Here is a 26,604-nt window from a genome sequence, read left to right as displayed (position 1 = left end):
CCCGTTCACCGGTCGGGCGCGGTCACCCGTCGACCCGGCGGACCTCGTACGGGCCCAGGTCGATCGAACGGCCGTTGACGGCCGAGGTGCTCCGGGAACGCGCTAAAGCGGCGGGAACCCGTCCGGGACGGTGGTGGCGCGGCCACCGGGCGCGGGCGCCCGGCGGTCCGGGATGGTCACGCGGACGGTGGTGCCGGCGCCCGGCTCGGAGAGCAGGTCCGCCCGCCCTCCGTGGGCGGCGGCGATCGCGGCCACGATCGGCAGCCCGAGACCGGCGCCGCCGGAGCCGCGCTCGGCCCGGTGGAACCGTTCGAACGCGCGGGCCGCGTCCTCCGGGCTCATGCCGGGCCCGCGGTCGGCGACCTCCAGCACCAGCCCGTGCGGCGTGCGCGCCGCCCGCACCGTCACGGGGGTGTCGTCCGGCGTGTGCACGCGGACGTTGGCCAGCAGGTTGGCGAGCACCTGGCGGAGCCGCGCCTCGTCCACCACCGCGACGAGCGTGTCCGGCACGTCCACCTCGTGCGCGCGGTCCGGCGCGACCGCCGAGGCGTCGGCGACCGCGTCGCGGACGAGGGCCGACAGGTCGGTCTCGGCCGGTTCCAGCGTCTGCCCGCGGTCGAGCCGGGCCAGCTCCAGCAGGTCGGAGACGATGCGGCTCATCCGCTGCGCCTCGTCCTCGATGCGGCGCATGACGTCCGGCAGCTGGTCGGGGCCGAGCGCGCCGTGCCGGTAGAGCTCGGCGTACCCCTGGATCGTGGTGAGGGGCGTGCGCAGCTCGTGCGAGGCGTCCGCGGCGAACTCCCGGACCCTCGCCTCGGACCGGCCGCGCGCCCAGAACGCCTGCTCGATGCGTTCGAGCATCACGTTGATCGCCGCGGCCAGCCGGCCGGCCTCGGTGCGCGCGTTCGCGTCGGGCATCCGGGCCCGCAGGTCGCCGCCGGTCGCGATGCCGTGCGCGGTCTCGGCCATCCGGCCGAGCGGCCGGAGCCCGCTCCCGATCAGCTGGCGGCCCGCGACCGCCAGCAGCAGGAGCAGCGCGGCGGCCGTCGCCACCTCGGCGATGACCAGGTTGCGCACCTCCGCGTCGATCTCGTCCATCGGCGTCGCGACGACGATCAGGTTGCCGTTGCGGGCGGGCCGGGCGACGGCGCGCATGTGGCCCAGCGAGAACGGGTCGAGGCCGGCAGCCCGCTCCTGCACCTTCGCGTACCCGAGCCGCCGGATCCGGGCGACGGCGGGCGAGGGGTCGGGCTCCTCGTCGCTCAGGACCCGGACGTCGTCGTCCGGCGTCACCGACATCACGATGAACGGGGCGGGCGCGATGCCCTCGGCCGGGAGGCCCGGCCGGACCAGCCGCGTCGTCGCCCGGTCACGCGCGGACCTGAGCTGGTCGTCCACCCGGTCCATGAGGTAGCGGTGCAGGAAGAAAGAGCTGACGAAGCCGGTGACCGTCAGCCCCGCCAGGGTCACCACGAGCAGCCCGGCCGTGAGCCGGGCGTTGAGCGTCATGGCCGCAGCGCGTAGCCGACGCCGCGCCGGGTGTGGATCAGTGGCGGGCCGAGCGGGTCGAGCTTGCGCCGCAGGTAGCTGATGTAGGTCTCGACGACCTGCCCGTTGCCGTGGTGCTCCCAGCCCCAGACGGCCTCCAGGAGCTGGGCCCGGGTGAGCACCCGGCCCACGTTCTGCATCAGGTGGGCGAGCAGCCGGAACTCGGTGGGCGACAGGTCGACCTCGACCCCGCCGCGCCGGACCGTCCAGCGCACCTCGTCGAGCTCCAGGTCGGCCACCCGCAGCACGCCCTCGCCGGCCGCCGCCCGCCCGCCGGGCGGCTTGGGGGCCGTCCGGCGGAGCACGGCGCGGACACGGGCGACCAGGGCGTCGATGGAGAACGGCTTGGTGACGTAGTCGTCGCCGCCCAGGGTGAGGCCGGTGACGGTGTCGGACGGGGTGTCCCGGGCGGTCAGGAAGATCACCGGGACCTGGTCGCCGCCCGCCCGGAGCCGCCGGCACACCTCGAAGCCGTCGAGGTCGGGCAACATCACGTCCAGCAGGATGAGGTCGGGCGGCCGGGCCTTCGCCTCGCGCAACGCCTCGGCGCCGGTGCCCGCGGTGGCGGGCTCGAAGCCGTGGAAGCGCAGCGCCACCTCGATGAGGTCGCGGATGTTGGCCTCGTCGTCCACGACGAGAACGCGCTCGCTCATCGACTCCTCGCCGGGTCCGTCCGCTTCGTCGACCTCGACGTTACTGCAGCCCGCCGGCCGGATCAGGCGCGCACCCGGACGATCTTGGCCGTACGGGTCGCGCCGTCCTGGCGGCCCCACACCATCACCTGGTCGCCGTTGGCGATCTCGACCTTGGCGCCGCCGGCCTTGGTGCCCTTCTTGCGCACCTTGGTGTCGCCGTCCGTGGTCCACGTCCAGCTCGCCCCGTCGGCGCTGCGCACCGTCACGCTCGTGCCGCTGCGCGCGGTGACCTGGCCGTTCTGCCATGTGACCTGGACGAACCTGCCGTCGCGCCGGACCGTCGCGGTGCCGTGGACCCCATGGCCGCCGCGCATCCCGTGCCGGGCGCGGAACCCGCCGTGCCGTTCCTTCGCCTTGGGCGACGCGCTCGTCGAGGGGGAGGGCGAGGACGCGGGCTTGGCGGCAGCGGGCACGGCCACGTACAACCCCAGGCCCAGCAGGCCCGCCACACCGATCGCCGCGGCGCCGGTCTTCCTGTCGATTCGCATGAGACCCAGCCAAGCGCCCATCGCTGTCGAACGCCCCAAAGTTGCCTGGGAAATCCCTGGGAGAACGGTGAACGATCAGTCCGACCGCCGGTCCGCCTGGAGTGCCGCCCGGAGCGCCGCCGGTCCCGGGTTGGTGATCGGCCCCGCGGGCAGCCCGGCCACCCGGTGCGTGTTGTACGGCGACGCCACGCGCGTGTCCGCCTTGGTGACGCGCGCGCCGGTGCGCCCCTGCGCGTACAGCACGGTGCTGTCGAGCTTGAGCCGCCGGTGCTCGCGCAGCCGCTGGTAGATCTTCCGCGCGATCCCGCGCCGGTCGTCGCGCCGCGCGCTCTCGGCCTCGACGAGGCTGGCCACCACCAGCACGTCGCGCGGCTTCTTCGCCCGGTCGAGCCCGATCCCGGCGGCCACCTCGCCGAACGACTGCACCATCGACGACAGCAGCGACTGGGCGGTCTCGCCGGGCTCCAGCACGTACGGGCCCGGATGCAGGAAACCCTCCGCGTTGCCCTTGGCGTAGGCCGGCAACCGCAACCGGCCGGGCCGCTCGGCGGCGTCCCGGAAGTCGGACAGCGGGATCTTGGTCTCGCGGGACAGGTACTCCAGCGTCTCGCTCAGCCGCAGCCCCGGCGGCACGGTGACCCGCGGCTTGACGCGGTTGCCGGGGTCCAGCAGCAGCCCGACGGCGGCCTCGGCGGGAAGTCCCTGCCGGACGCGGTAGAACCCGGGCTTCAGCGCGCGCGGCCCGAGCGCCGCGAGGAAGGCGTCGGCGCTGGCCACCACGCCCCGCCGCGTCAGCGCCTGGCCGATCCGCGGCGACGACGCGTCCGCCACGATCTGCACGACCGTGCCCCGCCCGCCGGGCCCGCCGTAGTCGGCCGGCGTCATCATGATCTTGACTCCGGTGGCGGCCATGGCCACCCACGCGAGTGCCGCGCCCCCGACCAGCACCTTGCGCGGCGCCCGCCGTGCCAGCCGGGCTCCCAGCCTCCTGGACGGCGCCGCCTCGGTGGCCCAGGTGACCCCGAGCCCGCCCAGCGCGGTCCCGTCGTCCACGGGCCGTGTCGGCGGGGTCTCCGGGACCCGTGCCCGCGACGCCTCGCCCGCGTCCGCGGCCGCCTGATCCCCGCCGAGTTTCCAGGCCATGAGCGCCACCGCCGCCAGCGCGACGGCGAGGCTCCCGCCGAACACGACCGCGTGCCCGCTCTCCGGCCGCATCAGCACGAGCGCCGCCGCCAGCGCCGCCGCGACGGCCGCGAATCCGAGCCTCCGCCAGATCTTCCGCCGCGGTCGCCTCGCCGCGACCGCCTCGCCTTCGGGCTCGGGAAGGGCCGGCTCGCCCTCGAGTTCGATCGTGGGAAGTGCCACGTCCGGCTCGATGGCGGGTCGATCGGACGTGGCGTACAGGCCTGCCATGGCGGACTCTCCAGTGGTGACGGACGTGGCGGTGACGGCGGACGCGACAGGCTCGGAGGACGCGACAGGCTCGGAGGACGCGACAGGCTCGGAGGACGCGACAGGCTCGGAGGACGCGACAGGCTCGGAGGACGTGGCGGACGTGGCGGACACGGGGGACGCGGCTGTGGGCCAGATCGTGCGGGCCAGGTCGCCGAGACGGTCGGCGGGGTCCGCGGTGACGGTCTCGACGCCGGTGAGGCCGCGGGCTTCCAGGGAGCGGAGGAGGGTCTCGTGATCGCCGGTGGTGGCGCCCAGGATCCGGTGATCGCCCTCTCCGGTCGTCCCCTCGACGAGGAGGATCGGCTCGGGGCCGGGTGAGAGGCGGAGGGAGACGTCCGGCACCTGGCCGAGGGGGCGGACGTGGAAGTCTTCGGCGGCGGCGGCCATGACCTCGGCGATGGCGGTGAGGTGGGCTTCGAGCCTGATGTGCGAGCCGAGCCGGCCGACGAGGCCACGGATGTCGGGGACGGTGAGGAGGGACTCGGCGGCGGTGGCGGCCAGCAGCCCGCCGTGCTCCTCACCGGTGTGCAGCCACTCCGGGTCGTAGGCGGCCTTGCGGAGCTTGGGGACGCGGACGTCGACGGTGCCGAGCCCGGTGTTCCAGGCGAACGGGCGGCGGCCGTTGCGGTGGTCCTTGCGGTCCGGGCTGCGGCGGCCGAACGAGGCGCCGCACAGCTCGTCGGCCTCGGCGGACATGATCGCCTCGGCCAGGGCCCGGAGGCGGGAACGCAGAAGCTGGGGCTCGCCCGCGTCGATCTCCCGCGCGAGCCACGACCATCGCGTCCCGTTCACAAGGGATGAGGTACCCGGCGGCCTCCCCAAGATCGGAAAAGGCCGGGTCAAGACCGTGCCGCGTACGCCGCCGGGCGAACGGCCGGCCCCGGGTCAGCCGTCCAGCGCCGCCAGCCCGGTGAGGAGGCGCGCGACGTCGAGCCCGTGGGTCAGGTAGTCGACGAAGAGCGGGTTGTTGAGGGCCCATCGGGACCGCCGGTGGCGGACGAGGAAGATCGCGTCGTCGGTGCGGTGGCCGAGGTTGATCAGGGTCTGGACGACGACCAGGCCGGAACGGTTGTAGCCCGAATGGCAGCGCACCAGGACGCGGCGGCGGTCGTGCACGGCGGCGGTCACGACGTCGGCCAGGGCGCAGACCGTCGCGATCTGTTCGGGCGTCAGCGGCCCGTCGGGCATCTCGGCGCAGTGGTGGTCGACGCCGGGCGCGGGACCGTGCCCGTCCCGCCGGTAGAGGCTCACCACCAGGTCGAACTCGCGCGCGACGACCGCCGCCGTCCGGACGCCCGCGGCGTCGCGGAACAGGTGGCCGCCCATCCACAGGCCGGGGACGACCTCGTTCCAGGGCGCGTCGGCGTCCGGGGCGCCCTTGCCCTTGATCCGCATGCGTTTCGTCCCCTGCGGCGAGTACCAATGAGATCAACTTCGGTCCACCGTATACGGCAAAGCCCCGGACTCAACGGACATTTCACCGTCGAGTCCGGGGCCTCGTCAGATCTGGCGCGTCCGCCAGACCGCCACCGTCGTCAGGAGCGCGAGCGCCGCGCCGACCCACAGGACGCCCTGGAGGGCCACCTGGTCGACCACCAGCCCGCCGAACAGCGCTCCCAGCGCGATGGCCAGGTTGAACATCGAGGTGTTGAGCGCGGTCGCGGCCTCCATCTGCTCCTTCGGCGCGGCCTTGAGGATCCACGTCTGCACCGCCATCGGGGCGCCGCCGAACGCCAGCCCCCAGACGATCAGCACCGCGGCTCCGCTCACCGCGTTCCCCCCGAGGATCGGGAACAGCGCCAGCATCGTGCCCAGCAGGACGCTGATGGCGATGAGCGCCCGGCGCACGTCGCGTCCCGCCGCGGTGCCCGCGACGACGTTGCCGACGATGCCCGCGACGCCGAACGCCAGCAGCAGCGGGCCGATCAGACCCTCGTCGATGCCGGAGACCTCCTGGAGGATCGGGCTGACGAACGTGAACGCGGCCATGTGCCCGCCGACCAGCAGGCCTGTGGCCAGGACGCCGGACCGGATGACCGGGTCGCGGAACTGGCGCGGCAGCGCGCGCAGCCGGACCGGCTCGGTCGCGGGCATCGCGGGCAGCAACGTCACCAGGCCGGCCACCACGATCAGGCCCAGCCCGGCCAGCGCGGCGAACGCGACGCGCCAGTCGGTGAGGCCGCCGATGAGCGTTCCGGCCGGGACGCCGAGGACGTTCGCCGCGGTGGCGCCGCCGAACGCGATCGCGGTGGCCCTCGGGACGTACCGGTCGGGCACCATCCGCACCGCGATCCCGGCGGCCAGCGCCCAGAACCCGCCGATGCTGATCCCGACCAGGAAACGCGAGGCGAGGAGGATCGCGAAGTTGGGGGCCAGCACCGACAGCAGGTTGGCCACGACCATCAGGGAGATCAGCCCGAGCAGCACGATCCGGCGGTCCATCCGGCCGATCGCGACCGGCAGGATCGGCGCGGTGGCCGAGGCGACCAGGCCCGGCACCGTGACCATCAGCCCGGCCATGCCCTCCGAGACCCCCATCGCCGACCCCATCGAGGTCAGCAGGCCGACGGGCAGCTGTTCCGCGGTCACCACCGCGAAGGTGCCGACCGCCACCGCGGCGACGGCCAGCCACCTCCTGAAGGGCACTCGTTCCTCCGCGGTCACCGCGGCGGGGGTGGTCGTCGTCTCGGTCATGATCACTTCTCCTTCCGGCTCTGCTGCGCGCCGGCCTGGCCGGCGACGAGGGCGCCGAGCGCGACGGCCAGCCCGAGGGTCTGCCATCCGGTCAGGGTCTGGCTGAGGAACGCGATCCCGGCGAGGGTGGCCACCAGCGGGTTGACCAGGCCGAGCAGGGAGACCGACGTGGGGGTGAGGTTGCCGATGCCGCGGTTCCAGAGGGCGTAGGCGATGGCGGTCCCGATGACCCCGAGGTAGACGAACCCGGCCACGTTCTCCGCCGTGACGGTGTCCGGCAGCCCCTCGTTCAGGACCATGAACGGGGCGATCATCAGCCCGCCGATGGTGAGCTGCCAGCCGGTCACCGCCAGCAGCGGCGCGTCCGGCCTCCCCCAGCGTTTGGCCAGCACGACCGCGAGCCCCATCAGCGAGGTGGCGACGAGCATCGCCGCGACGCCGAGCGGGTCGATCCGCGCCGCCGACGTGAGCGTCATCAGCGCGACCCCGCCCGTTCCCGCGAGCGCGGAGAGCAGCACCGCGCGCGTGGGCCGCAGGTTGAGGATCGCCAGCGAGAACATCGCGACGATCAGCGGCTGGACCGACCCGAGGGTCGCGGCCACGCCGCCCGGCAGCCGGTAGGCGGCGAAGAACAGCAGCGGGAGGAAGGCGCCGAAGTTGAGCAGGGCCAGCACCGACGACTTCCACCACCAGGACCCGAACGGCAGCCGCCGGGTCACCGCCAGCAGGATCAGTCCGGCCGGGAGCGCCCGCAACGTCGCCGCGAGCAGGGGTCTGCCGGGTGGCAGCAAGGTGGTCGTGACCACGTAGGTGGTGCCCCAGGTGGCGGGCGCGTAGGCGGTGAGGGCGAGGTCGCGGAGGTGCGGGAAGGACGCGGGACGCGCCATGGCGATGCTGGCCATCTGGATCACTCCTCATTGATAATCTCAACGTTGAGATATCACCATGATCGCTGCCTCAACGTCAAGTAGATGAACGTTAAGATTATTTCTGTTGAGAGGAACGCCGATGGACGCCGTCGACGAGATCCGCGCCCAGTGGGCCCGCGAGCGCCCCGACCTGGACACCTGGCCGATGGGCATCATCGGCCGGTTCACCAGGCTGAACCGGCTGATCGAACGGGAGCTCCGGGACTTCTTCGCCCGTTACGGCATGGAGCGCTGGGAGTTCGACATGCTCGCCACCCTCCGCCGCGCCGGTGGCGAGCACGGCCTCACGGCCGGCGACCTCAACAAGGCGGCCATGGTCACCTCCGGCGCCACCACCAACCGCATCGACCGCCTGACCGCCAAGGGCCTGGTCGAACGGGCCCCCGACCCCGAGGACCGCCGCTCCATCCGGGTCCGGCTCACCCCCGAGGGCCGGCGCCTCGTCGACGAGATCGTCGGCCTCCACGTCGCGAACGAGGAACGTTTCCTGGAGATCCTCACCCCGGCGGAGCGCAGCTCCCTGGAGGGCACGCTCCGCCGCCTGCTCGAAGCCCTCGGCGACACGTCGCTGTCCTGACCGGAAATCAATCCGCCCCACCCGATGTTGCACCGGGCATGCGCGTGGAGATCTGGTCCGACCTGGTGTGTCCGTGGTGCTACATCGGCAAGCGCCGCTTCGAGTCGGCGCTCGCCTCGTTCGAGCACCGCGACCAGGTGGAGGTGGTGCACCGGTCGTTCCAGCTCGACCCCACCCAGAGCGGCGTCGAGGACCGCGACGAGATGCTCGCCGCCAAGTTCGGGCTGACCCGCGAGCGCGCCGCCCGGATGAACGAGGAGATGGCGGCGCGGGCCGCCCAGGACGGCCTGGAGTACAACCTGTCGGGCACCGTCGTCGGCAACACCGCCGACGCCCACCGGCTCATCCACCTCGGCGCCGCCGAGGGCGTCCAGGACGCCGTCGTCGAGACGCTCTACAAGGCGCACTTCACCGACCGCCGCTCCCTCTTCGACCACGGCTCCCTCGTCGAGCTCGCCGTGGAGGCCGGCCTCGACGGCGACCGTGCCCGCGAGGTCCTCGAATCCGGAAAGTACGGCGCCGAGGTCGCCGCCGAGCACCGCGAGGCCCAGCGGCTCGGCGCGACGGGCGTGCCGTTCTTCGTGGTCGACCGCCGCTACGGCGTCTCCGGCGCCCAGCCCGCCCAGGCGTTCACCGAGGTCCTCTCCCGGGCGTGGGCCGACTCCAAGCCCCTCGTCGTCACCGACGGCGGCGGCGAGGCCTGCGCGGACGGCACCTGCGCGACCTGACCGTCAGGCCTCCGGGTCCCCGGCCGCGAACTCCGTGATCAGCTCCGCCGGGTTGGCGGCCCCGGTCAGCGCGAACATCGCGTCCGGATCGAACATGTCGTAGAGGATCACCGGCACCGGCCGGCCCAGCGCCGCCACGATCCGCCCGCTCGCGTGCAGGTGCCGCGCCACCTCGACGCACAACGTGTGGAACCACTCGTCGAGGCGCTCGTCCCGCTCGTCGGTGTCCTCGTCCTCGCCGTCGTACCAGAGCCCCTGCTCCTCGGCCTCCCGCCGGTGCAGCTCGGCGCCCGCGGGGTCGTTCTCCGGGTCATGACCGATGATCCTCACGCCCTCGAGCCCGGCCGGCCCGAAGTAGGCGTAGCTCCAGCGCGCCTCCCAGGCGTCGCTCGCCCGTCCCGCGTTCCGCGCGGCGACGCCCTCGTCCGCGTATCCGACGGCCACGTACGGGAACCGCGGATCCTGGTCGACGCTGTCGATCCGGAACGTCACCGCGTACACGCCCTCCGCGGGGAACTCCCCCAGGACCTCACTCGCGGCCCGCTCCACATGCTCCCGAAACGTCATGCCTTCCCTCCGAACGAAGATCACGACCGTACCGCTCACCCACCGGTCTCGGACAAGGCGATGCGGCGCCAGGCCGACTCCCACGCCTCCAGATCGGCGGCATCGCCACCGCACCCCTCGATGTAGGCGAGCACGAGATCCAGGCTGGGCAGGTGCTCGCGATGGGGCACGGCCGCCAGCGTCGAGTGCACGTAGCGCTTCCCGATCACCTTCTCCATCTTGCGGAAGCTGACCCGCCCGTTCCAGACGCGGAACGCCGCCAGCAGCGCCAGCAGTTCGTCCTTGGTGTGCGCGCTCTTCGGGTCGGGCCTGGACCCCGGCATCGGACCGGCATGGTCCTCGACCGGCTCCTCGACGGGGTTCGCGGCCTCCTCCTCCACCACCACGTCCGCGGGTTCGGTCTCCGCGGGCTCCGGAGCCGCGCTGGGCTGGGGCGGGGCGATGTCACGGCGCGAGAACTCGTGGAACAGCTCGTACGCCGTGTCGATGTAGACCTGGGGAACGCCGCAGTCCCGGAGGACGCCGTGGAGGGAGTACCAGCGGAACCCGAACTCGACGTTCCCGCGCAGCAGCTCGGCGGTCTTGTCCTGGTGCAGGTCCCAGCGGCGCCGCGCGAGCTCGGTGATCTCCTCCCGTGACAGCCGCGAGACGTTCAGGAAGACCACCAGCAACAGCAGGCGGAGCTGCCCGACCGGGTCCGCGGGGCGGCTGAGCGTGAGAAAACGTTCCAGATCGGCGGCGCCGACCTCGACGGGCACCGGCTCGTGCTTGCGCGACCAGCGAAACAGGGGCCTGAAGAACGCCGACATAACGAGACCCCCTGTGATCATTCTTGCTAGGGCTGGGGAAGAGCTCGGGCTCGTCCGGGGAAGTCGAACCCAAAGAGGCCCCGCCGACGTGCTGTCAGGGGGCCGAGAACATCATCGCCGACTCGAACCTCACATGCCGGACCTTTCACTGGATAAACCACCTGCCAGACAAAAACGAACACACACCAGCGCAAGACAGAACCCGCCAAAGGGGTCTCTGACCTGCGCATTCGCTATCCCTGCCCGCTCCGGCAGAAGCGCCGCAAGATCGCCATCTGGAACGGTCGAACGCGACGAAGGACGACAGTTCTATCGCCGAACCACCCGAGAGGAATTCCGTTCTGTGTCATATGACATGGACATCCGCACAAGAGAGTGCTCTGGCGTACGGCAGCCGAACGTCCTTTCCCGATAAATAGGGACAATCCGAACACAGCTGCCGGGACCGGCGAGGCGCGAACGTTCCCGGACGCCCGAAGTGTCGCGTTCTGTTGTTCTTCGGTGCCGATCCTGCGCGAGGCGGGTCCGGAAGGAGAGCGTGGAGGCGCACGAAACGCCCCATCAGCTCCGGGCCGACCACCTGGTCGGCGCGCTCACCGACGAGGACGTCATGCACGATCACCCGCAGGTCCCCGAGCCTCCCTCCCTCCCCGGAGCGGCGGCCGGCCATCTCCCCCACCTGCACGACGGGCTGAGCACCGCGCTGTACTGCGGGCTGCTGGCCATCGACATCGTGGAGTTCGGACGCAGGCCCGGCGGCATGCACGCGGACCTGCGCGCGGGCCTCAACACCCTCCTCGTCGGGTCCCTGATGGGCGTCGGCGTCCCGCTGGGAATCTGCCGGAAGGAGGATCGGGGGGACGCGGTCTTCGTCGTCCTCCCTCCGGGCGTGAGCATCGAGCTCCTGCTCGGCCCGTTCCCCCTCTCCCTCCAGACCCAGCTCCGCCTGCACAACAGGCGCGCCGCCCCGGCCGCGCACCTGCGGATCCGTGCCGCCGTCACCGCCGGATTCGTCTGGGCCGACGCCGACGGGGTCATGGGCCGCCCGGCCACCGAGCTCTTCAGGCTGCTCGACGCCCCCCAGTACAAGGCCGTCCTGGCCGACCAGAACGCCGACCTAGGGCTCATCACGGCCGAACGGCTCTACACCGAGCTGGTCACCGAAGGCCCCGGGCTCATCGACCCGGACTCGTACCTGCCCATCACGCTCGACGTGAAGGAGTACCACGGCTCCGCGCGCCTCTGGCTGCCGCCGGTGACGCGCACGCTTCCGGCACCGCCGCGCCTCAGCGCGCCTCCTGCTTCGGCGATCCGCACGTCGCACCGGCGGTACCTGGGACACGGCCCCGGCTGATAGTCAGGGACGCACCAAACTCGGCCAGTGTCGGCTGATGCGATTCTCTGGTCCTGGGTCAGTGGCGGACGCAAAAATGCCTTATGCCACACACCACCCGGCCGCCGGTCGTGGACATCACCGCGGCGATCCCGGGCCTCGCCGCGTACGCGCGCACCGCCATCCGGCTCCACCCGCGGCGCGGCACGCCCAAGATGGCCGACAGCCATATCGGCGGGCCCCTCCTCTGGCCGTCGGCCGACCCCTGGCCCCGGTGCCTCCAGGGTCATGACGTGGCAATGACGCCGGTCGCCCAGCTCTTCGTCTCGGATCTGCTGGGTTACCCGTTCCCGGCGGACTACGACCTCGTGCAGTTCCTGTGGTGCCCGGCGCACGAGGCCCACTTCCAGGCGGAGATGCACACGCGGTGGCGGCGTACGGCGGACGTGACCGACGTCCTCTTCGATCCGCCCAAGTGCCACCGGGCCGAAGACGAGATGGTGCCGTTCCCGTGCGTCCTCGATCCCGAGCCCGTCACCGAGTACCCCTGGGAGGAGGATCTCCCGCGGAAGATACGGAACGCGATCCGGGCGTGGGAGAAGGGCTACCCCGCCTACCAGTACGGCCTGTCGATCGCGTCCGGCTGCAAGGTGGGCGGCGGCATGTCCTGGGAGGTCACGGACATGAACGTCCCGCCCACCTGCCCGGAGTGCGGGGCGCGCTCGCACCCGTTCCTCCAGCTGGACAGCACGGAGTGGGGCGGCGAGTCCGACCACGAGGGCGGCGACCCGCGCTGGCGCCCGATCGAGGACGCGGCGCTGCTCTACCGGTTCGAGAAGGAGGCGCGGGAGCCCACCGGGCTCGGCATCGGCCGGCACAGCCACGGCTCGTTCCATCTATGCTCCGCGGACCCCGATCACGCCATGTCCTTCCACGTCCAGTGACCGCCGCGGGCTACCGGCCCATCGCGCGCTGACGTGAGCGCGCCGGTTCCGGCGGACGCCGCCCGGCGGGCTCGGCCTCGAAGCGGGGGACGAGGGCGAAGGCGATGACCAGCAGTGCCAGGCCGGCGACGAGGTGGGCGCGGGACGACATCGTCGGGAAACCGGTCAGCGGCGCGCCCGCCAGCAGCACGTAGATCTTGGCGACGACGGTGGCGACGAAGAGCACGACGACCATGCGGCAACGTTGCAGGGCGATCTGCAGCTGGAGGACGCCGATGCCGACGGCCGTGACGAACAGGTACGGGTGGACCGTGGACGTCAGGAGCTGCCGGTCCAGGCCGTGCCGGGCCATGAGGGTCAGCGACAGCTCGCCGAAACCGATGAGGATGCCCGCGCACATGCCGTAGGCGATCCCGTTCAGGCGCCTGGCGTGCGCTCCGGCGGGGCGCTGGTCGCCGAGCGCGAACAGCGCCACCGGGATGACGAACGACGCGACCGCCAGGACGAGGAGGCCGTTGGACGGTGGCGGTTGCCACCCTCCGCCGGTCGCGCGGGCGACGGCCATGCCGGCGCCGAGCATGAGGGCGAACGCCAGCCACTCGCGGGCGGTGACGTGCTCGCGGAAGCCCTGCCCCGCCACGACGAGAAGGACGATCAGGCCCGCCAGCAGGGCGGGCACGACCGTCGCGCGGCCGCTCCGGTCGAACGCGCCGAACTGGAAGATCACTCCGGCCAGCATCACCGTGGCACCGCACCACCAGCGGAGGCTGGTGAGGATGGCGACGGCCAGGTGGAACGGCCGGGTGCCGTCGAGCGGCGGCATCCTCGCGGCGGCGGTCTTGAAGGCGGCGAACCCGAGGAAGTAGAGGCCGCTGGCCGCGAAGGCCAGGACATGGGCCGGCCAATAGATCATCTGACACCTCGGCCGTCGTTCGTGCGGCACATCGCTGGGGTGGGACCGCATCTCGCGCTCGGAACGGACTGTAGACGCTTATTGGCTATAAGCCAATAGCTATTGGCAGGACGCCAATAAGGCCTCTAGGGTGTCCCCTGCCGCACGGCGCGACCAAGGAGGTGGGTGGTGGCCCTCGTTCAGGTGCCGACCCGTGTGCACGGGGTGCTCGGCGAGGTCGGCGATCTGTTCGTCATCGCCCTGGAGGCGGTACGCCGCACCTGGGACGTCAGGACCTGGTGGTGGGAGTTCGTCGAGCAGGCGTGGTTCCTGGCCCGGGTGACCAGCATCCCGGTGATCCTGGTGGCGCTGCCGCTCGGCGCGACGGTCGCCTTGCAGGTGGGCCAGCTCGCGGCGCAGCTCGGCGCGCAGTCCGCCACCGGCGGGGCCGTGGTCGTCGGGCTCGTCCGCGAGGTGGCGCCCATCGCGGCGGCCCTGATCATCGCCGGCGCCGGAGGTTCGGCGATGACCGCCGACATGGGCGCCCGGCGCATCCGGGACGAGCTGTCGGCCATGGAGTCGATGGCGGTCAACCCGGTGCACCGGCTGGTCACGCCGCGCTTGTGGGCGGCCAGCCTGATCTCGACCCTGCTGGCCTCGCTGGTCATCATCGCCGGGGCGATCGGCGGCTTCGTGTTCAACGTGCTGCTCCAGGACGTCACCCCGGGCGCCTACTTCGACGGGGCGGTCTCGCTGCTGCGCAACTCCGACCTGGTGGTGACGTTGCTGAAGGCCTGGCTGTTCGGCGTCATCTCGGCGATCGTGGCCTGCCACATGGGCATGACCTGCGCGGCGAGCCCGGTGGGCGTCGGCCGCGCGGTCAACCGGGCGATCGTCGTGTCGTTCATGCTGGTGTTCGCCCTCAACTACGTGATCACGACGGTGTACTTCGTCGCGTTCCCGCCGAGGGTCTGATGGCCGGCCTGCTTCCGGCACAACGCCTCGGGCCGCGCGCGGCCCGGGCGGGGACGTCCGCGCTGCGGCGGTCGGGCGACCTCGCGCAGTGGCCGGTGTTCGTCTACCGCATCGTCGTCTGCACGGTCCGGGACCTGCTCCTGCGCCGCAAGTACACCAAGACGATCGCGCAGCACGTCAGCGACATCGTCGTGGGGGTCGGGGCCACCGTGGTCGGCGGCGGCATGATCTTCGTGATCTTCACGATGGCGTTCTTCGTCGGGACCGAGATCGGGCTCCAGGGCTACACGGGGCTCCAGTCGATCGGCGCCCAGTCGTTCATGGGCCTGGTGGGGTCGTTCGCCAACGTCCGCGAGATCACGCCGGTCATCGCCGCCGTCGCGCTGGCCGCGCAGTGCGGGTCCGCCTTCACCGCCGAGCTCGGCGCGATGCGCATCTCCGAGGAGATCGACGCGCTGGAGGTCATGGGCATCGGGTCGTTCGCCTACCTGGTGTGCACCCGGGTGGTCGCCGCCCTGATCGCGCTGGTCCCGCTCTACCTGATCGCGCTCTTCGCCAGCTTCTTCGCCACCCGGTGGATCAGCACCAGCTTCTTCGACCTGGCACCGGGCGTCTACGACTACTACTTCCGCCTGTACCTGCCGACCATCGACCTGGTCTACAGCTGCGTCAAGGTCGCGGTGTTCGCGTTCGCGGTGATCACCATTCACTGCTTCTACGGCTACTACGCCTCCGGCGGCCCCGCCGGGGTCGGCCACGCCGCCGGACGCGCGATCCGGCTGTCGATCATCGTGATCGTCACCTTGAACCTGCTGCTGTCGTACGTCTTCTGGGGCCAGGGCGCCACCGTGAGGTTGACCGGATGATCAACGAAGAGATCCCCCTGTGGCGCCGGCTGCTGATCACCGCGGCGACGGTGTCGGCGGCGGCCGTCCTGGCGTACGTCGTGACGGCCCGCCCGTTCGAGGGCGAGGGCGGCCTGCTGACCGCGGAGTTCGGCCGGGCCGGGCAGGGACTGGGCACCGGCACGCAGGTGAAGGTCCACGGGGTGACGGTCGGGTCCGTCAGCCGCGTGACGCTGACCGGCGCCGGACGGGCCCTGCTCGAGCTGCGGCTCGACGAGGGGACGCGCGTCCCCGACACCGTCACCGCCTCCATCGAGCCGGCGTCGGCGTTCGGCCCCAAGTACGTCGAGCTGAAACCGGGCGCCCACGCCGCGTCCGGCCCCTACCTCGCCTCGGGGGCGCGCATCACCCGCACCTCCGATCCACGCGATCTCTCCGACCTGCTCGTCACGGCCGACTCACGGCTCGGCGCGGTCGACCCCAAGGAGGTGTTCACCATCGTGCACACGCTCGCCGAGGGGCTCGACGGGCAGGGCGTCCGGCTGCGGGCCACCATCGACCAGAGCGGGGTGCTGCTGAACGTCGCGTACGACAACCGCGCCAACGCCCGCCGGTTCCTGGCCGACGGCGCCGACCTGACCGGCGCGGTGGCCGGCTCGGGCGACGAGGTGGTCTCGATCACCGGCGACCTCAACGCCCTGATCGGGACGGCCGCCGGCGGGCGCGGCAGGCTCGCCGGATTCGCCAACGGGCTGTCGGACGTGTCGATGCTGATCGGCCACGGCTTCGACAAGCGCGGCGGGCAGCTGGCCCAGGCGTTCCGGTCGTCCGAGCGCACCGCCGCCATCATCTACGCCCAGCTCGGGCTGACCGGCGACGCCGTGCGCACCGCCAACAAGCTGCTGCCCCTGTACGGCGCCGTCACCTCGCTGCCCGGGCCTGGGGGCAAGAACTACATGCGCGCCCAGGGCTTCCTGCCCACCGATCCGTGCGCGCTCGTCCTCGGCCTGTGCGGCTCCTACCCGACGACCTCGGGAGGGCGGTGACATGCCGGGGCGCGGCATATCCGGCACGCGGACCGGGACACCCCGGATGTCCGCCCGGGGACGTGCCCGGGCCGGGCTGCTCGTCCGGCTGGCGGCGTTCGTGACGGTGACCGGGCTGCTGACGATGCTCATCGGCCTGCAGATCGCGCGGGTGAACGTCGGGGGCGGATGGCGGCTGACCGCCACGTTCGACGACGTCAGCGGGCTCGTCGAGGGCGACCAGGTCAAGATCGCCGGAGCGCCGGCGGGCCGGGTCGACGAGGTGAAGGTCGTCGACGGCCGCGCACGGGTGCGGCTCACCGTCAGCGAGTCGGTCACCCTGCCCGCCGACAGCGAGGCGGCCGTGCGCTGGCGGGACGCCATGGGCCGCCGGGTGGTTTACCTGATCCCCGGCACGAGCGCCGCGAAGATGCGGCCCGGCGCGCACATCAGCAGGACCCGCTCGGTCGTCGACGGCGGCGCGCTGCTGGACCAGCTGGTGCCGCTCAGCCGGAGCCTGGACCCCCGGCAGGTCAACGCGGTCCTGGTGTCGCTGGCGCAGGCGCTGGACGGCAACGCCGGCGACATCGACCGGCTCGTCGGCGACATCGACCGGCTGTCGTCCACCATCGCGGCGCGGCGCGTGACGTTGCGGCGGATGCTGGACGACTACGCCACGATCACCGGCGTCATCGCCCGCCGCGACCGGCAGATCCGCACGGCGGTGGACGACCTGGTCAGCCTCAGCGACGCGTTCGCCGGCAACCGCCGGCTCATCGACCAGACGCTCGTGCAGCTCGCCGCACTGGCCGGCACCTCCGACAAGGTCCTGGCCGCCAACAGCCGCGAGCTCGGGCAGGTCGTGGAGCGACTGGCGGCCTTCTCGGCCGGTGTCGACCGCAACCGGGGCACGGTGCTGGACGTGCTCGGCTCGGCGTCGCCCAAGCTGCGGCGCATCTTCGCCGCCGTCGACAACGGCCGCTACCTGGAGAGCGCCGTGCCCTGCCTCACGCTCGCCGCGCCGCCGTGCCCGTACCCGACCCGGCTGCCCGGGCCGCGGGAGAACGCCGCCGGCGTCAACTCGCCCGAAGCCCTGCGGAAACTCATGGTGGGGGAGAACTGATGGCCCTGAAGTCGTTCCGTGACCGCGACCGGGTCGTCGTCGGCCTCGTCTCGGCCGGCACCCTCGCCGCGCTGGTGTTGTCGGTGTACCTGATCGGCACCCGGGGCCTGCTCCAGGACCGCTACACCGTCACCGGCGTCTTCGCCGAGACCGGCGGGCTCCGCTCGGGCGACGAGGTCCGGATGGCCGGGGTCCGCGTCGGCGAGGTCGTCTCGGTGCGTCCCGACCACGGGCGCGGCGAGGTGGTGGTCACCTGGAAGGTCGACTCCGAGGTCGCGCTGGGCCAGAACACCCGCGCGGAGATCAAGGTGTCGAACGTCCTGGGCGGGCGGCACCTGCGGCTCTCCGGCGCCGTCACCAGGCCTCACCTGGCCGACCTCCCCGACGACCGCCGGCGACTGCCACCGGACCGGACGAAGGTGCCCACCACCGTCAACGACGCGCTCGGCACCACCACCCGCACGGTCTCCCGGCTCGACACCCGCTCCATCAACAAGATCATCGCCGAGCTGGAGGGAGTCGGCGAGAAGGACCGCGGCCGGCTCGGCCGGTCGTTGTCCAACCTCGCCGCGCTCGCCGAGACCATCGACGACGCCGACCCGCAGATCCGCGAGCTGCTGGACGGCGGCGACAAGGTGCTGACCCTGGCCCGCGGCAAGGACCGCGAGCTGTCCCGGCTGCTGACCAACATCCAGATCATGCTCGACGAGCTGCAGAAACGGCGCGACGAGCTGGCGGACTTCCTCGGCGGGAGCGACCGGACGGTCGCGAGCATCAGCGGGCTCATCGACCGGCAGCAGGCCAAGCTCCTGTCGGTCGTCGCCGACCTGCGCGGCACGCTGAGCGCGCTGCGGCCGGTCACCGGCGAGTTCAACACCCTGCTGGCCTGGGCCGGCCCCACCCTGTCGGGCCTGGCGGGCACCGGCGGATACGGGCCCTGGCTCGAGGTCGTCGCCACCGGCCTGGGCCCGCTGTCCCCCAAGGACCTGGCCGAACTGGCCCGCAACGCCCCGCGAACCGCCCGGACGCCGGTGCAGCAAGGAGCGCGACCGTGAGAACCCCGCCGACGATCGCCGCCGGCCTCGCTCTGGTGATGGGGCTCGGCGGCTGCACGGTCGTCCGCCCCGAGGACACGTACCGGATGACGGTGTACTTCGCCAAGGCGCCGTCGTTGTACCGGGAGTCGCGGGTCAAGGTCATGGGCGCGGACGCCGGGTCGATCACCGCCGTCAAGGACGAGGGCACCCGCGTCCGCGTCGACCTGGCCGTCCGGCGCGCGATCCCGGTCCCGGCGAACGCGCGCGCCGCGATCACCTCGGCCGACACGCTCGGCGAACGGTACGTCCAGCTGCACCCCGTGTGGAAGCCCGGCATGCCGAAGGCGGCCCCCGGCGCGATCATCCCGCAGGAACGCACCGAACTGCCCGTCGAGATCGACGAGGCCCTCGACACGTTCGCCAAGCTCAACCGGTCCGTCGACGTCGACGCGCTCGGCCCCGGCCTGCACCGCGCCGCCGGGTCGCTCCGCGGCAACGGCGACGAGATCAACCGGGCGCTGCACGACACCTCGACGCTCACTCGGACCCTCGCCGCCCAGGACAAGAAGATCGTGTCGCTGGCGCACGGCCTCCGCTCGCTGGCGGCCGACCTCAACGGCCGCGACCGGCAGCTGTCCACGCTGCTGCGGTCGTTCTCCACCACCAGCGGCACGCTGGCCGACGAGCGCACCAGGCTCCGCGACTTCATCGCGGGCCTGGCCGAGGCGATCCGCAAGAGCGACGTGCTCATCACCGCCTACCGGGAGACGCTGCCGAGCACCGTCGCCGACCTGTCCAACATCGTGCTGAGCCTCAAGGGCAACGCCTCGGCGCTCAACCAGGCCATCGACTCCCTCGGCCGGTTCGCCGACGTCGCCGTCCAGGCCTGGGACCGCGGCAACCACGTCGCGACGATCCGGATCGCCGTCCAGGGCTCCCTGCGCGCCTGGCTGCAGCCGCTCTTCACCGCGATGGGCTGGGGCTCCGTGCCCTGCCTCCCGGACAACACCGCGCTCGGCGACTGCGGGCCGCCGTCCGGCGCACCCGGCAAGCCCAAGAGGAAGGCGCCCTGATGAAGCCGACGACCGTCGCCTGCACGATGGCGGCCCTCCTCACCGTGAGCGGGTGCTCGCTCCAGACCGTCGGCGCCCCCGGCGGCGGCACGACGCTGAAGGCCACGTTCGACGACGTCCACAGCCTCGTCGTCGGCCACAGCGTCCAGGTCGCCGACATCCGGGTGGGCACGGTGACCGGCATCCGCCTGGCCGGTTACCGGGCGAGCGTGACGATGTCGCTCCAGAAGGGCCGGCGGATCCCGTCCGGCACCACCGCCACGATCGCCCGGTCGTCGCTGCTCGGCGAGAACTACGTCCGGCTCGACCCGCCGCGCGGCCGCGGCCTCGACACCGGCCCGTTCCTCGCCGCCGGGGCCACCATCGACCGCACCGGCACCCAGCCCGACCTCGAGCAGATCAGCGAGAAGGTGGGGCCGCTGCTGGCCGCGCTCGGCGGGCAGGACCTGGCCACCATCACCGGCGAGTCCGCGACCGCCGTGGGCGGCAAGGGGCGCAGGCTCAACACGCTCATCGCGCGGACCGCCGACGTCGCCGACGAGTACGCGGCGGCCAGCGACGACCTCGGCCGCGCCCTGGACTCGCTGGGCCGGCTCGGTGTCTCGCTGCGCGCCGGCAGCGCCCAGATCGACCGGCTGCCCGGCAACGTCGCGCTGGCCACCGGACGGCTCCAGCAGGACCGCGCCGAGCTCAAGCGCTCCATCCAGGCGCTGCTGCGGCTGGCACGTTCGGTCAACGCCAAGGTGCACCAGCGGCACGCCGCCCGCCTCGCGGCGCTGCTCCAGCGGGCCGACGGCCTGCTGGCCGCGGCGCTGCGCGGCAGGGACGACCTGAAGGTGCTGGCCTCGTCCGTCCTGACGTTCCTGCGGGGCCCGTCGGTCTCCCACAGCGGGCAGGCGCTGCTGTTCATGTGGATCAAGGGCTTCCTGCCGCAACCCGGAGCCGCCACCACCACGACGGCGAACGGCACGGCGGCCGACGGGCCGGGGCGGGCGCCGCGGTCGGCTGCGCCCGGACCTGGACTGGATCCCCGGACCCTGGACGGACTGCTGAGGCCCCGGCCATGAGACAACCGCGCATCGTCGTCAACCTCGTCTTCTTCGCGCTGCTGGGCATCGTGCTCGCGGTGTGGGCGGTCCGCAGCATCGTCAGGGTCGAGGCGCTGGAACGGCCGTTCCCGGTGACCGCGGACTTCGCGTCCTCGCCCGGCCTGTACGGCGGCCTGGAGGTCACCCATCTCGGCGTGCGGGTCGGCCAGGTGAGCTCGGTCCGGCTGAGCGGCGACCACGTCGCCGTGAGCCTCGACATGGACCGCGACGTACGCGTACCGGCCGACGTGGGCGCCCGCGTGCTGCGCAAGTCCGCGATCGGCGAGCCGTACATCGACCTGACCGCCGCCACCACCCGCGGCGGAGCGGGCCGGACGCTCCGCGCCGGCGACCACATCCCGCTGTCCCGGACGGCGGGGACCACCGACTACAAGCGGCTGTTCGAGGGGCTGAGCCGGACGCTGGAGGCCGTCGACCCCCGCGACGGCGCGACCGTGGTGCACGAGCTGGCCACCGGGCTGGAGGGCCGCGGCCCCGCGCTGAACGACATGATCGCCGACACCGGCCGGCTCACCCGCACGCTGGCCGCCGACGCCGAGAACCTCGACGCGCTCGCCGAGCAGCTCACCCGGCTCACCGCCACCCTCACCGACCACCGCCACCAGATCGCGTCCGGCATCAACGACCTGGCGGTCTTCAGCGCCTCGCTCCGGCGGTCGAGGAACGACCTCGACTCCCTCCTCGACCACGGCCCCGGCGCGCTGAGCGATCTCGACCGGCTCCTCCAGACGGCCCGTCCCGGCCTGGACTGCCTGCTGTCGGCCGCCGCGACCCCCACGGCGCCGCTGCTGACCCCCGCCAACCGAGCCAAGATCACCCACGTTCTGCGGCTCGTCCCCACCCTTCAGGCCCTGGTCGCCGACATCACCGCCCGCGACGCCAGTGGCAGCTACCTGCGCGTCACGCCGGTCATCTCCATCGCCGGCCCGGCCCGGGCGCCGATCGAGTACACCAGCCCGGTGCCCAAGCCCGTCAGCCCTTCCCTGACCCTGTGCGACGCCCGGGGCCCCGTGAAGACCGCCGCATCGGCGCCCGCGAAGCCGAACGCGGGCACCGCGACGCCGCGACCGGGGACGTCGGCCCACGGCGAGACCCGGCCGCTCGGCCAGGCGGCCGGGAACGACTCCGCCTCGCCCACGCCGGAGGCGGAACGTCCGTTCGCGCCGTCCCGGTGGCTGCCGCTGCTGCCTCCGGTGCTCGCCGGGTTCGTCGTGGTCGCCGTCTGCCTCAACACCCTGCGCGTCCTTCGCCGGCGCCTCTCCCGATGAACCTGGAGGACTCATGACCAAGAGCGCCACCACCCCGGCCGAAGTGAGCGAGAACGCCGAGGACACCACCACCGAGGGCGCGGCACCCGAGCACCCGAACGCGGCGGACACCGAGCCCCGAGAGACCGGGCCCGAGTCCGCCGAGGCGGCGCCCGCGGCGGCGGAGGAGCCCGACGAAGTCGACGAGCCCGACGAGCCGGGCGGGACGCGGCGATCGTGGCTGCGCGTTCCGCAGAAGTCCCTGCTGACCAGGGCGACCGTGGTGGTCGTCCTCATCGGCTCGATCGTGACCGCGGGCCTCCAGTGGCGCGAGGCCGACCGGGCCGACCGGCAGGAGGCCGAGCACAAGCGGATCAAGGCCAGCGCGTCCGAGTTCGGGCAGGCCCTGCTCAGCTACGACCACACCAAGCTCCAGGCGGCCCGGGACCGGGTGCTCGCGCTGGCCTCCGACGACTTCGCCAAGACCTACGACGAGGCGTTCACCGGCGGGCTGGAGGGCGTCATCACCAAGCTCAAGGCCGACGCGACCGCGACCGTCCGCGCCGTCTACCTGGGCGAGGTCACCGAGGGCACGGCCAAGGCCGTGGTGGTCATGGACTCCGAGGTGCGCAGCTCCGCCGGTACCCGCCGCGTCATCGGCTCGTTCCTGGACATGCGCCTGGAGCGCCGGGGCGACCGGTGGCAGGTCTCCAACGTCACCTCGGTCGGTTCGGCGAACGAGAGCATGGTCGACCCGCAGGGCAGGCAGCAGCCCTCGCCTTCGGCGGAGCCCTCGTCCGGCCCCAAGCCCTGAGCTCACCACACCCCTCGACTCCCACCGCACGAACGGTCGCCAGGAGGGCCGCCATGGATCAGCACCGCGCACCGGACGAACCCGACGAGGGCCTGCGGCGCAGGCGGTTCCTCGGTTACCTGGTCGCCGCCCCGACGCTGGCGGTGGCCGTGCAGTGGACCGGCGACCACCCGGCGACGGCGACGGAGACCGCCGGATCGGCATCGGCGGTCGTCCCGTCCCCTCTCCAGCCCGAAGAGATCTTCGACGTCGGCGACCTGGTCAAGCTGGCCTCGGCGCCGACGTCCGGGCTCATCACCGTTCAGGTGCACGAGGACGGGACGGCGTCGTTCGCCCTTCCCCGCGCGGAGGTGGGCCAGGGCATCACCACCACCGTCGCGATGCTGATCGCGGAGGAGCTGGACCTCCCGCTGGACAGGGTCACCGTCACGCTCTCCGACGCCCGGCCGGAGTTGCTGTTCAACCAGTTCACGGGCGGCTCGACGTCCGTCCGGACGCTCTACACGCCGGTGCGCACCGCCGCCGCGATCGCGCGGCAGCGGCTCGTCGCCACCGCCGCGCGCAGCTGGAACGTGGACGCCGCCAAGGTGACGACCCAGGCGGGAATGGTGCGGCACGGCGGCAGGCAGGCGACCTACGGGTCGCTGGCGAAGGCCGCCGCGGCCACCCGCGTCACCCAGGTCTCGGCGTCGCTGAAGGACCCGTCCGAGTTCACCCTCATCGGCAGGCCGGCGAACCGTGTGGACGCGCTCGCCGCCGTGACGGGCCGCAAACGGTTCGGCATGGACCTGAACGTGCCGGACGCCCTCCCCACGATGGTGCGCCGCCCGCCGACCATCGACGGCACGGTGGCCTCGGTCCGCAACGCCGCCGCCGTGAAGGCGATGCCCGGCATCACCGACGTCGCCGTGCTGAAGCACGGGGTGGCGGTCCGCGGCCGGACGTTCGGCCAGTGCGTCGACGCGATCCGCGCCCTGGACGTGTCCTGGCGGCCGGGCCCGGTGGCCGGCGAGTCCGACGGCACCGTGCTGGCGAAGCTCCGCAGGGCGGTGCCGTCGCTGGGCCTGCCGCCGCTGTTCAGCAAGTCGATCGACGCCGAGTTCACCTTCATGTTCGCCAGCAACTCCCCGCTGGAGCCGGACGTCGCGATCGCGGACGTGCGGGCCGACCGCGCCGAGATCTGGTCCAGCCTGAAGGTCCCCGGGGACGCGCAGAACGCGATCGCCGGACTGCTGTCCCTTCCGGTGACCGCCGTGAAGGTGCACGTCGTGGAGGGCGGCGGTTCGTTCGGGCGGCGGCTGCACCCCGACGCGGCGGTGGAGGCCGCGGAGATCTCCAGGAAGATGGGCAAGCCGGTCAAGCTCTCGTGGTCGCGGACCGACAGCGTCCGGCAGGGCCGCGCGCACCCGATGTGCGTCTCCCGCGTCCGCGCGAGCTACCGGGGCGGGGACGTCCTGGAGTACGAGCAGCGGCACGTGAGCACCGAGACGAGCTTCAGCCACGGCTTCGGCGACCTGGTCACGGCGAACGCCGCCAAGGTGCCGGTCGTGGTGAACGGCGCCATCTCCCAGGTGTTCTTCCTGCTGAGCCAGTCGTCCCCGTACAACTTCGGCTCGACCACGCAGACGCTGAACGAGATCCCGCTGAAGTTCAGGACCGGGAGCATGCGCAACGTCTACTCGCCCAACATGGTGTGCGCGCGGGAACTCGTGGTGGACAGGCTCGCCGCCGCGATGGGCAAGGACCCGGTGGCGTTCCGCCGCGAGTTCCTGAAGAACGCCCGGCTGCGGGCCGTCCTGGACAAGGCGGTCGCCGAGGGCGGCTGGGGCGGGACGCTGCCGGACGGCGTCGCCCAGGGCATCGCCCTGCACGCCGAATACCGGGCCGCCTGCGCCGTCCTCCTCCAGCTCGACTGCCGCCCCGAGACGGTCGGCCGGCCCATCGAGCACGGCGTTGCCGGGCCCCGCGTCACCAGCGCGCTGGTCGTCGTGGACGCGGGCCTGCCGGTCAACCCGCGCGGGCTGGAGGCCCAGATGATCGGCGGCCTCAACGACGGCATCGCCATGGCGCTCACCGCGAGCCTGCACATCAAGGACGGCATCCCGCTCGAAGGGAGCTGGGACAACTACTTCTACACGCGCCAGTGGAACACGCCGCTGGAGACCCGCGTCATCGTCATGCCGCCCACCACCGACGAGCCCGGCGGCGCCGGCGAGCTCGCCGTCGCCCCCGCCCTGGCGGCCGTGGCCTGCGCGTACGGCCGCGCGACCGGGACGATGCCGACCCGCTTCCCCATCAACCACGGGACGCTGGGCTTCGACCCGTTCCCGCTCCAGCCGTCCACCCCGCAGTCGCCCACCAACGGCCTGGACCGCGCCTTCTGACAGGAGCCCTGACGTGCCCACCCACACCTTCACGCTCAACGGCAGGCAGATCACCGTGGACGCCGAGGACGACGTCCGCCTCCTCTGGGTGCTGCGCGACCTGCTCGGCGTCACCGGCCCCAAGTACGGCTGCGGCATCGGCGTCTGCCAGGCCTGCACCAGCCACGTCAACGGGAAGGCCGTCAACATCTGCTCGGTGCCCGTCTCGAAGATCGGCCCGGACGACGAGGTCGTCACCATCGAGGGCCTTCCCGGCACCGTCGGCCGCGACCTGCACCCCATGCAGGAGGCGTGGCTGGAGCACGACGTCGCCCAGTGCGGCTACTGCCAGCCCGGCCAGATCATGTCCGCCGTCGCCAAGGTGCGCCAGGCCCGCGCCGAAGGCCGCGACATCACCGACGCCGACCTCGACGAGCTCCGCAACATCTGCCGCTGCGGGACCTACGCCCGCATCCGCGAGGCCATCAAGTCCGCCGCCCGGAGGATGTGAGGCCCACGCGGCGAACGACGCGTCACGAGTCGGCGCGGGCCGGGAGCAGCACCTCGCCGATCCGCGCGTGCTTGGACCGCTTCCTCACCAGGATCCGGACGTTGCCGTCGCCCTCGAACATCGACCAGCTCGGGAGCGCGCCGTCACCGGGGCGCTCGGCCAGCTCGATGTCGGTGACGTAGTGGATCATCCGGGCCTCGCCCCGCACGACGATCCGCTCCTGCCCGATGCCGCGCACCTGCGACCAGGGCAGGTGAACGGACCGGCCGGGGAACCACCACTTCGGCTCCTGCACCAGCGTGATCCCGGCATCGTCCACCGTGATCCCCTGGTCGGTGGAGTAGCGCGGCATCATCCGGACCAGGCCCCAGCTCATCAGCCCGAAGATCACGGCCAGCGCCGCCGTCCCGATCGCCCCGCCGACCTCGCCGGTCACCAGCAGCACGATCGTGATCACGGTCAGGCCCAGCGCGAAGTAGACGCTGAACCCCGTGGCGATCGCCCAGCCGCGGGCGCCCTGCCAGCGCATGTCCACCTGGTAGGGCGCCGAGACGGGCGTGCCGCCTCCCGCCGGACGCTCGGATCCGGACGGCGAGCCGGGTACGTCGGTCATGGAGTCACTCATCCTCACGCGGTTCGCCGGAAGATCCGATGGCACGGTCCCAGACGATCAAACATGACAATGAGCGGATTGTGGGCGATCTTTCGTCATGTGTCCGAAAGGCGACGGCGCTCCTTGACCCGGCCGGCGACCGCCCGGTCCGGATCGCGGGTGGTGCCCCGGCCGTCCACGCGGGCCGGCACCACGTTCCCCTGGCCGCGC

26 protein-coding genes are annotated in these 26,604 nt (G+C 72.5%); 15 read left to right on the top strand and 11 right to left on the bottom strand.

Annotation, left to right across the window (positions count from 1 at the left end; translation table 11 throughout):
• Positions 1 to 102: 102 nt before the first annotated feature.
• The 7 genes from ABZ810_RS01025 to ABZ810_RS00995 form a co-directional block, all read right to left on the bottom strand.
• Entirely contained in the window at positions 103 to 1,509 is a 1,407-nt protein-coding gene (locus ABZ810_RS01025) for a HAMP domain-containing sensor histidine kinase (RefSeq protein WP_358397572.1), read from the bottom strand.
• Positions 1,506 to 2,201, bottom strand: coding sequence for a response regulator transcription factor (locus ABZ810_RS01020; protein ID WP_358397569.1), 696 nt, complete (start codon positions 2,199 to 2,201; stop codon positions 1,506 to 1,508). The genes ABZ810_RS01025 and ABZ810_RS01020 overlap by 4 nt, the downstream gene beginning before the upstream one ends.
• Positions 2,202 to 2,263: 62 nt before the next feature.
• Entirely contained in the window at positions 2,264 to 2,731 is a 468-nt protein-coding gene (locus ABZ810_RS01015; protein ID WP_358397567.1) for a DUF5666 domain-containing protein, read from the bottom strand.
• Between the two features lie 75 nt (positions 2,732 to 2,806).
• Positions 2,807 to 4,978 (bottom strand): endolytic transglycosylase MltG, encoded by a 2,172-nt coding sequence (locus ABZ810_RS01010; RefSeq protein WP_358397565.1) that lies wholly within the window; start codon positions 4,976 to 4,978, stop codon positions 2,807 to 2,809.
• Between the two features lie 93 nt (positions 4,979 to 5,071).
• Positions 5,072 to 5,581: a hypothetical protein gene (locus tag ABZ810_RS01005; RefSeq protein WP_358397563.1), complete on the bottom strand. Its 510-nt coding sequence runs from the start codon at positions 5,579 to 5,581 to the stop codon at positions 5,072 to 5,074.
• A gap of 105 nt (positions 5,582 to 5,686) precedes the next feature.
• The gene (locus ABZ810_RS01000) at positions 5,687 to 6,880 is read right to left on the bottom strand and encodes an MFS transporter (protein ID WP_358397562.1); all 1,194 of its coding nucleotides are present in this window, start codon (positions 6,878 to 6,880) and stop codon (positions 5,687 to 5,689) included.
• A gap of 2 nt (positions 6,881 to 6,882) precedes the next feature.
• The gene (locus ABZ810_RS00995; protein WP_358397561.1) at positions 6,883 to 7,782 is read right to left on the bottom strand and encodes an EamA family transporter; all 900 of its coding nucleotides are present in this window, start codon (positions 7,780 to 7,782) and stop codon (positions 6,883 to 6,885) included.
• A 106-nt stretch (positions 7,783 to 7,888) separates the two neighbouring features.
• Between ABZ810_RS00995 and ABZ810_RS00990 the strand changes: the two genes are divergently transcribed.
• Positions 7,889 to 8,386: a MarR family transcriptional regulator gene (locus ABZ810_RS00990; protein ID WP_358397559.1), complete on the top strand. Its 498-nt coding sequence runs from the start codon at positions 7,889 to 7,891 to the stop codon at positions 8,384 to 8,386.
• A gap of 38 nt (positions 8,387 to 8,424) precedes the next feature.
• On the top strand, positions 8,425 to 9,114 hold the full coding sequence (locus tag ABZ810_RS00985; protein ID WP_358397557.1) for a DsbA family oxidoreductase: 690 nt from the start codon (positions 8,425 to 8,427) through the stop codon (positions 9,112 to 9,114).
• A 3-nt stretch (positions 9,115 to 9,117) separates the two neighbouring features.
• Here the strand turns inward: ABZ810_RS00985 and ABZ810_RS00980 are convergent, their stop codons facing one another.
• Both ABZ810_RS00980 and ABZ810_RS00975 read right to left on the bottom strand, forming a co-directional pair.
• Positions 9,118 to 9,681 (bottom strand): hypothetical protein, encoded by a 564-nt coding sequence (locus tag ABZ810_RS00980; protein WP_358397554.1) that lies wholly within the window; start codon positions 9,679 to 9,681, stop codon positions 9,118 to 9,120.
• Between the two features lie 35 nt (positions 9,682 to 9,716).
• On the bottom strand, positions 9,717 to 10,490 hold the full coding sequence (locus ABZ810_RS00975; protein ID WP_358397552.1) for a hypothetical protein: 774 nt from the start codon (positions 10,488 to 10,490) through the stop codon (positions 9,717 to 9,719).
• A gap of 538 nt (positions 10,491 to 11,028) precedes the next feature.
• Here ABZ810_RS00975 and ABZ810_RS00970 point away from each other — a divergent pair.
• Positions 11,029 to 11,844: a hypothetical protein gene (locus tag ABZ810_RS00970; RefSeq protein WP_358397550.1), complete on the top strand. Its 816-nt coding sequence runs from the start codon at positions 11,029 to 11,031 to the stop codon at positions 11,842 to 11,844.
• An 83-nt stretch (positions 11,845 to 11,927) separates the two neighbouring features.
• Positions 11,928 to 12,767 carry a hypothetical protein gene (locus ABZ810_RS00965; protein WP_358397548.1) on the top strand — a complete coding sequence of 280 codons (840 nt, stop codon included), beginning with the start codon at positions 11,928 to 11,930 and terminating at the stop codon, positions 12,765 to 12,767.
• A gap of 10 nt (positions 12,768 to 12,777) precedes the next feature.
• On the opposite strand, the gene ABZ810_RS00960 is transcribed toward ABZ810_RS00965, so the two are convergent.
• A complete protein-coding gene (locus ABZ810_RS00960; protein ID WP_358397546.1) occupies positions 12,778 to 13,680 on the bottom strand; it encodes a hypothetical protein in 903 nt (300 codons plus the stop codon).
• Positions 13,681 to 13,848: 168 nt separating this feature from the next.
• Between ABZ810_RS00960 and ABZ810_RS00955 the strand changes: the two genes are divergently transcribed.
• The 11 genes from ABZ810_RS00955 to ABZ810_RS00905 are packed head-to-tail and all read left to right on the top strand — an operon-like array spanning position 13,849 to position 25,781.
• Positions 13,849 to 14,634, top strand: a complete 786-nt coding sequence (locus ABZ810_RS00955; protein WP_358397543.1) for an ABC transporter permease — start codon at positions 13,849 to 13,851, stop codon at positions 14,632 to 14,634.
• Entirely contained in the window at positions 14,634 to 15,500 is an 867-nt protein-coding gene (locus ABZ810_RS00950) for an ABC transporter permease (protein ID WP_358397540.1), read from the top strand. Before ABZ810_RS00955 ends, ABZ810_RS00950 begins: the two co-directional genes overlap by 1 nt.
• On the top strand, positions 15,497 to 16,525 hold the full coding sequence (locus ABZ810_RS00945) for an MCE family protein (RefSeq protein WP_358397537.1): 1,029 nt from the start codon (positions 15,497 to 15,499) through the stop codon (positions 16,523 to 16,525). Before ABZ810_RS00950 ends, ABZ810_RS00945 begins: the two co-directional genes overlap by 4 nt.
• A 46-nt stretch (positions 16,526 to 16,571) precedes the next feature.
• Positions 16,572 to 17,627, top strand: a complete 1,056-nt coding sequence (locus ABZ810_RS00940; protein WP_358397535.1) for an MCE family protein — start codon at positions 16,572 to 16,574, stop codon at positions 17,625 to 17,627.
• On the top strand, positions 17,627 to 18,682 hold the full coding sequence (locus ABZ810_RS00935) for an MlaD family protein (protein WP_358397532.1): 1,056 nt from the start codon (positions 17,627 to 17,629) through the stop codon (positions 18,680 to 18,682). Before ABZ810_RS00940 ends, ABZ810_RS00935 begins: the two co-directional genes overlap by 1 nt.
• A complete protein-coding gene (locus ABZ810_RS00930; RefSeq protein WP_358397530.1) occupies positions 18,679 to 19,737 on the top strand; it encodes an MCE family protein in 1,059 nt (352 codons plus the stop codon). The genes ABZ810_RS00935 and ABZ810_RS00930 overlap by 4 nt, the downstream gene beginning before the upstream one ends.
• Complete coding sequence (locus ABZ810_RS00925; protein WP_358397527.1) at positions 19,737 to 20,804, top strand: MlaD family protein; 1,068 nt, start codon at positions 19,737 to 19,739, stop codon at positions 20,802 to 20,804. The genes ABZ810_RS00930 and ABZ810_RS00925 overlap by 1 nt, the downstream gene beginning before the upstream one ends.
• Positions 20,801 to 22,114 carry an MCE family protein gene (locus ABZ810_RS00920; RefSeq protein ID WP_358397524.1) on the top strand — a complete coding sequence of 438 codons (1,314 nt, stop codon included), beginning with the start codon at positions 20,801 to 20,803 and terminating at the stop codon, positions 22,112 to 22,114. The genes ABZ810_RS00925 and ABZ810_RS00920 overlap by 4 nt, the downstream gene beginning before the upstream one ends.
• Before the next feature lie 13 nt (positions 22,115 to 22,127).
• A complete protein-coding gene (locus tag ABZ810_RS00915) occupies positions 22,128 to 22,907 on the top strand; it encodes a hypothetical protein (RefSeq protein WP_358397522.1) in 780 nt (259 codons plus the stop codon).
• Positions 22,908 to 22,960: 53 nt separating this feature from the next.
• Positions 22,961 to 25,291: a molybdopterin cofactor-binding domain-containing protein gene (locus tag ABZ810_RS00910; RefSeq protein WP_358397521.1), complete on the top strand. Its 2,331-nt coding sequence runs from the start codon at positions 22,961 to 22,963 to the stop codon at positions 25,289 to 25,291.
• Between the two features lie 13 nt (positions 25,292 to 25,304).
• On the top strand, positions 25,305 to 25,781 hold the full coding sequence (locus ABZ810_RS00905) for a (2Fe-2S)-binding protein (RefSeq protein WP_358397519.1): 477 nt from the start codon (positions 25,305 to 25,307) through the stop codon (positions 25,779 to 25,781).
• Positions 25,782 to 25,803: 22 nt separating this feature from the next.
• On the opposite strand, the gene ABZ810_RS00900 is transcribed toward ABZ810_RS00905, so the two are convergent.
• Positions 25,804 to 26,394 carry a hypothetical protein gene (locus tag ABZ810_RS00900; protein WP_358397517.1) on the bottom strand — a complete coding sequence of 197 codons (591 nt, stop codon included), beginning with the start codon at positions 26,392 to 26,394 and terminating at the stop codon, positions 25,804 to 25,806.
• Positions 26,395 to 26,604 lie beyond the last annotated feature (210 nt).

This window comes from Spirillospora sp. NPDC047279, assembly GCF_040643285.1.
GTDB lineage: Bacteria > Actinomycetota > Actinomycetes > Streptosporangiales > Streptosporangiaceae > Spirillospora.
This window is presented reverse-complemented; position numbering and strand designations above follow the sequence as displayed.

Bases quoted from the DNA above. Each gene is read 5' to 3' on its own strand.
- ABZ810_RS01020 (WP_358397569.1), bottom strand. From the start codon at position 2,201: ATGAGCGAGCGCGTTCTCGTCGTGGACGACGAGGCCAACATCCGCGAC.
- ABZ810_RS00985 (WP_358397557.1), top strand. From the start codon at position 8,425: ATGCGCGTGGAGATCTGGTCCGACCTGGTGTGTCCGTGGTGCTACATC.
- ABZ810_RS00910 (WP_358397521.1), top strand. From the start codon at position 22,961: ATGGATCAGCACCGCGCACCGGACGAACCCGACGAGGGCCTGCGGCGC.
- ABZ810_RS01005 (WP_358397563.1), bottom strand. From the start codon at position 5,581: ATGCGGATCAAGGGCAAGGGCGCCCCGGACGCCGACGCGCCCTGGAAC.
- ABZ810_RS00920 (WP_358397524.1), top strand. From the start codon at position 20,801: ATGAGACAACCGCGCATCGTCGTCAACCTCGTCTTCTTCGCGCTGCTG.
- ABZ810_RS00945 (WP_358397537.1), top strand. From the start codon at position 15,497: ATGATCAACGAAGAGATCCCCCTGTGGCGCCGGCTGCTGATCACCGCG.
- ABZ810_RS01015 (WP_358397567.1), bottom strand. From the start codon at position 2,731: ATGCGAATCGACAGGAAGACCGGCGCCGCGGCGATCGGTGTGGCGGGC.
- ABZ810_RS00935 (WP_358397532.1), top strand. From the start codon at position 17,627: ATGGCCCTGAAGTCGTTCCGTGACCGCGACCGGGTCGTCGTCGGCCTC.
- ABZ810_RS00980 (WP_358397554.1), bottom strand. From the start codon at position 9,681: ATGACGTTTCGGGAGCATGTGGAGCGGGCCGCGAGTGAGGTCCTGGGG.
- ABZ810_RS00975 (WP_358397552.1), bottom strand. From the start codon at position 10,490: ATGTCGGCGTTCTTCAGGCCCCTGTTTCGCTGGTCGCGCAAGCACGAG.
- ABZ810_RS00990 (WP_358397559.1), top strand. From the start codon at position 7,889: ATGGACGCCGTCGACGAGATCCGCGCCCAGTGGGCCCGCGAGCGCCCC.
- ABZ810_RS00940 (WP_358397535.1), top strand. From the start codon at position 16,572: ATGTCCGCCCGGGGACGTGCCCGGGCCGGGCTGCTCGTCCGGCTGGCG.
- ABZ810_RS00960 (WP_358397546.1), bottom strand. From the start codon at position 13,680: ATGATCTATTGGCCGGCCCATGTCCTGGCCTTCGCGGCCAGCGGCCTC.
- ABZ810_RS00925 (WP_358397527.1), top strand. From the start codon at position 19,737: ATGAAGCCGACGACCGTCGCCTGCACGATGGCGGCCCTCCTCACCGTG.
- ABZ810_RS00950 (WP_358397540.1), top strand. From the start codon at position 14,634: ATGGCCGGCCTGCTTCCGGCACAACGCCTCGGGCCGCGCGCGGCCCGG.
- ABZ810_RS00915 (WP_358397522.1), top strand. From the start codon at position 22,128: ATGACCAAGAGCGCCACCACCCCGGCCGAAGTGAGCGAGAACGCCGAG.
- ABZ810_RS00900 (WP_358397517.1), bottom strand. From the start codon at position 26,394: ATGACCGACGTACCCGGCTCGCCGTCCGGATCCGAGCGTCCGGCGGGA.
- ABZ810_RS01000 (WP_358397562.1), bottom strand. From the start codon at position 6,880: ATGACCGAGACGACGACCACCCCCGCCGCGGTGACCGCGGAGGAACGA.
- ABZ810_RS00965 (WP_358397548.1), top strand. From the start codon at position 11,928: ATGCCACACACCACCCGGCCGCCGGTCGTGGACATCACCGCGGCGATC.
- ABZ810_RS01025 (WP_358397572.1), bottom strand. From the start codon at position 1,509: ATGACGCTCAACGCCCGGCTCACGGCCGGGCTGCTCGTGGTGACCCTG.
- ABZ810_RS00995 (WP_358397561.1), bottom strand. From the start codon at position 7,782: ATGGCCAGCATCGCCATGGCGCGTCCCGCGTCCTTCCCGCACCTCCGC.